The following is a 4,052-nucleotide window of genomic DNA, read 5'->3' on the forward strand; positions in this document are numbered from 1 at the left end:
TGGTTCTTACAAAGGAAAGGTTTGAGGAATTATGGAATTTAAACTTGAAAAAATGAATATGGATTTAGGGGATACTCCCATAGAAAATATTTTTATAAATGACTATCTTCCTCAAGCAGATGGAAATTTTGTAAAAGTATATTTGTTGGGGTTGAAACTGGCCCGTGAGCCCGAGGGGGTTGCCAGTTTTGACTTTGGAAGACTTGCAGATTTGCTCGGGCTTATAGAATCGGACATAAGAAGAGCGTTTGAATATTGGGAGAGGGCTGGAGTTGTAAGGAGAGAATTAAATCAAGACGGAAGTTTTGATATTGTGTTTGTAAACTTAAAACAACTCTATGTTGAGAATGTATATACTAAACCTGAACCAAAACAGAGCACTAGAAGTAGTGTATTAGACGACAATGATATAGCCAGACTATTGTCTACAGCTGACTACTATATGAGAGGGATGCTGACAAACTCAAAAAAACTTGATATTGCAAGTTGGAGAGAAACTTACAATATGCCGGTTGAAATGATTGAAGAAGCATTTTGGTACTCAACAGAAATAAAAAAGAAAGAAAGTGTAGATTATGTTGAGGCAGTTGTTAGAAATTGGTCTAGAGATAATATAAGAACTAAGGAAGATATAGAAAAAGCATCGAGAGAACATGATGAAAAATTCTATAGACTTATGAAAGTTAAAGAGAGAATAGGACTTGCTAATAAAGCATACAAACAAGTTGATTTTGAAAAAGTGAATTCATGGTTTGATGAATATAAATTTAGCATGGAACTTGTTATGGCAGCTTGTGATAGAACAGTAAACACATCAAACCCTAACATAGGATATGTAGATAGGATTTTGATGAATTGGAGAGAAAAGGGAATTACAGAAGTTTCAGAAATCGTTCAAAAAGATGTTAAGAAAAAAATAGCTAAGAGAACGAAATTTCACAACTTTACTCAGGCAACAGACAAGATGTCAGAAGATGAAATGGAAAATTTAGCGAGAAAGAAACGTGAAGACTTTTATAAGAAATTAGGATGATGATATGGATGTTTTCAAGAAAATAGAGATAGAATATCAACAAATAAGAGATAAGAATCAGAGAGAAAACGAACGAAGAATAAAAAAGATATATAGAGAAATACCGGAAATAGAAGAAGTAGATAAGTACATCACTAAAATTGGAATAAGAGGCTCAAGGGAACAGCTTTTAAATCCATCAAGTGAGAGTCTTATGAAGTTGAACGAGGAAATATATTCTCTAAAAAAAGAGAAAGAGAACTTGTTAATGCAAAATGGATATTTAAGTGACTATTTAGATGTGCAATATGATTGTACATTGTGTAAAGACACGGGAAAGCTTGAAGACGGTAGCAGATGTACTTGTTTTAAAAATAAAATTTCACAAGAGCTCTACTATGCAAGCAACATAAACTATGCACTTACCAAGGAAAATTTTACAAACTTCGATATAAAAGTATTTTCAGACCAAAAATTTGAAGATGAAGAATTGACACCGAGAGAAAATATAAGTGAGATTTTAAATGTGAGTAGAAGATTTATAGACACATTTAACAAAGACAATGATTTTAATATGCTTTTTTATGGGAGTACAGGACAAGGCAAGACTTTTATGTTAAACTGTATAGCTAAAGAGCTGTTAGATAAAAGTATAAATGTAATATATCAAACGGCATTTAATATACTTGATATAGTTGAAAATAAGAGATTTAGACATTCAGAAATGGCACAGATGAAATATGATATGCTTTTTGAAGCTGAACTTCTTATAATCGATGATTTGGGAATAGAGATGATAAATTCATTTAGTACATCAGAGATTTTTAACATAGTCAATACAAGACTAATATCAGCTAAAAAGACTTTGATATCTACTAATTTATCTCCAAAAGAACTTTCTGGAACTTATACAGACAGAGTTTTTTCCAGAGTATTTCAAAAGTTTGTACCTTTGAAATTTTATGGAGAAGACTTAAGATTAAGATGACAAGGAGAATGGGAAGATGAAACTATCACAAAGAGTAAATGAAGTACCTTTTTCAGCAATAAGAAAATTGACACCGGTAGCTGAAAAAGCTAAAAAACAGGGAAAAAAAGTTTATCATTTAAATATAGGAGCACCCGATACAAAGACACCTGTTGAATTTTTGGATTCAATAAGAGCAATTGAATTAGATACGATTGACTATGCTCCATCAAAAGGTATGAAGGGAATTAGAGAAGCTACTTGCAACTATTATGCTAAAAAGGGCAAACAATATGATCCGGAAACTGAAATAGTAATTACTTCAGGGGCAAGTGAAGCGCTTAAATTTGCAGCTGAAATAGTTGCGGACTTGGGCGAAAATATAGTTACAACAAATCCTTTCTACTCAAACTATTATACAATGTTTAGAGAAATAGGGATTCACTTAAATACATTCGATACATTAGTAGAAGAAGGATACAGACTACCGGCTAAGGAAGTTATACAAAAAGGAATTGATGAAAGAACAAGAGGAATCTTGATTTCAAACCCATCAAACCCAACAGGAGCAGTGTACTCAAGAGACGAACTACAAGCGGTTGTAGATGTAGCTATAGAAAATGACTTATACATCTTAGCAGATGAAGTTTATTCTGAATTTGTATTTGATGGTGCAGAATTCTGCTCATTTACAGAATTTGAAGGAATAGACGACAGACTTATTCTTTTAGATTCAATCTCAAAGAGATTTGGAGCTTGTGGGGCAAGAATAGGAGCTCTACTATCTAAGAATAAAGAAGTAATGGACGCAGCAGTAAGACTTGCAACATCAAGACTTGCAGTTTCTACAGTTGACCAAGTTGGAGCAGCAGCTCTTTACGAAGTTAGCGAAGAATACTTCAAAGAAGTAAACGAAGAATACAACAAAAGAAGACTCGCAATATATGAAGAGCTTTCAAAAATTAAAGGGGTTAAACTAACAAAACCTGAAGGAGCATTCTATGTAATGCCTGAACTTCCAATTAAAGATTCAGACCATTTTGCAAAGTGGTTATTAGAAGAATTTGATGACAATGGCGAAACTGTAATGGTTGCACCGGCATTTGGATTTTATCATGGAACAGATATAGGAAAAAAACAAGTTAGACTTGCATATGTAATAAATGAAAAAGACATTAGAAGAAGTATACAAATAATTAAAAAAGCATTAGACGTATATAAAGAAAGTTATGAATAAAAATATACAAAGGCTTTTGATACTCTTTGTGACAATATTTGTAGTAGTGCACTATGTGGCTACAAAGATGGAGCAAGTTCCTCAAGAGATGGAGATAGCAAGAATTATTTTGTTAATCTTGGTTGTGACAACGAGCTTTGGATTTACAATTAGTTATGACAGAGAGCCAAAAGAGAAAAAAGATAAAGATGCACCAAAAAATCTTACAAAAAATTTAGCAGTTCTCTATATTGTGTTGGCAGTTTTTTATGGACTGTTTAAATTGAGAGGCTTAGTATGAACGGACAGAAAGGATAGGGATTTTAGAAAACTGATTCTAAGAGTTTTTAGGAGTAATAAAAAAGGCTATGAGGTTGAATGCCCATACCTTTTTTATTTTTTGTTTTAGAGAAAATATTTATTTTAAATTTCTCATTCTATCGACAAGACTATTTTGACTGCGGTTTTCATAAAATTTGCTGGTAAATAATATTCCTATTATCATATTTACTAAATTTACAAGTATAAGCGGAATAATTACAAAGTGAAATGAACTCCACTTAGTCTGTGCCATAAAATCTATTAAAATAAATTTATTTACAAGCAGCATGATTAGAAGAGAAAGTATTAAGCTTGAAAAAGAATAAATCAAATTCTTTTTGAATAAGTATTTTTTGATGCTTCTGTTTGTCATTCCTATAGCTTCAAGTATTGATAAGTTAACCATGTTTCTCAATATTTCAGTAGCAATAATAATTATAAAGTTTAATACAGACATTAAAAACAATACTATTGATAAGCTGTAACCAGCAAATTCTATTAGGTTTTTGAATTCCATTGTAGATTTTATCTGAAGG

Annotated in this window: 5 protein-coding genes; 4 read left to right on the plus strand and 1 reads right to left on the minus strand. The window is 31.8% G+C overall.

Features of this window, described 5'->3' with window-relative positions:
• The first annotated feature begins 31 nt into the window (after positions 1–31).
• Genes HMPREF9129_RS01895 through HMPREF9129_RS01910 form a run of 4 tightly spaced genes read left to right on the plus strand, consistent with a single transcriptional unit; the run spans position 32 to position 3,496 of the window.
• A complete protein-coding gene (locus HMPREF9129_RS01895; RefSeq protein WP_004819740.1) occupies positions 32–1,033 on the plus strand; it encodes a DnaD domain protein in 1,002 nt (333 codons plus the stop codon).
• Between the two features lie 4 nt (positions 1,034–1,037).
• Complete coding sequence (locus HMPREF9129_RS01900) at positions 1,038–2,000, plus strand: ATP-binding protein (RefSeq protein WP_004819741.1); 963 nt, start codon at positions 1,038–1,040, stop codon at positions 1,998–2,000.
• A 16-nt stretch (positions 2,001–2,016) separates the two neighbouring features.
• Positions 2,017–3,216, plus strand: a complete 1,200-nt coding sequence (locus HMPREF9129_RS01905; RefSeq protein WP_004819744.1) for a pyridoxal phosphate-dependent aminotransferase — start codon at positions 2,017–2,019, stop codon at positions 3,214–3,216.
• Positions 3,209–3,496, plus strand: a complete 288-nt coding sequence (locus tag HMPREF9129_RS01910) for a hypothetical protein (protein ID WP_004819747.1) — start codon at positions 3,209–3,211, stop codon at positions 3,494–3,496. Before HMPREF9129_RS01905 ends, HMPREF9129_RS01910 begins: the two co-directional genes overlap by 8 nt.
• A 117-nt stretch (positions 3,497–3,613) precedes the next feature.
• Here HMPREF9129_RS01910 and HMPREF9129_RS01915 read toward each other — a convergent pair.
• A partial coding sequence (locus HMPREF9129_RS01915) for an FtsX-like permease family protein (RefSeq protein ID WP_004819748.1) occupies positions 3,614–4,052 on the minus strand: 439 nt, incomplete at its 5' end.

Origin of the sequence: Peptoniphilus indolicus ATCC 29427, from assembly GCF_000227315.1 — a bacterium.
In the GTDB taxonomy this organism is placed as follows: domain Bacteria; phylum Bacillota; class Clostridia; order Tissierellales; family Peptoniphilaceae; genus Peptoniphilus; species Peptoniphilus indolicus.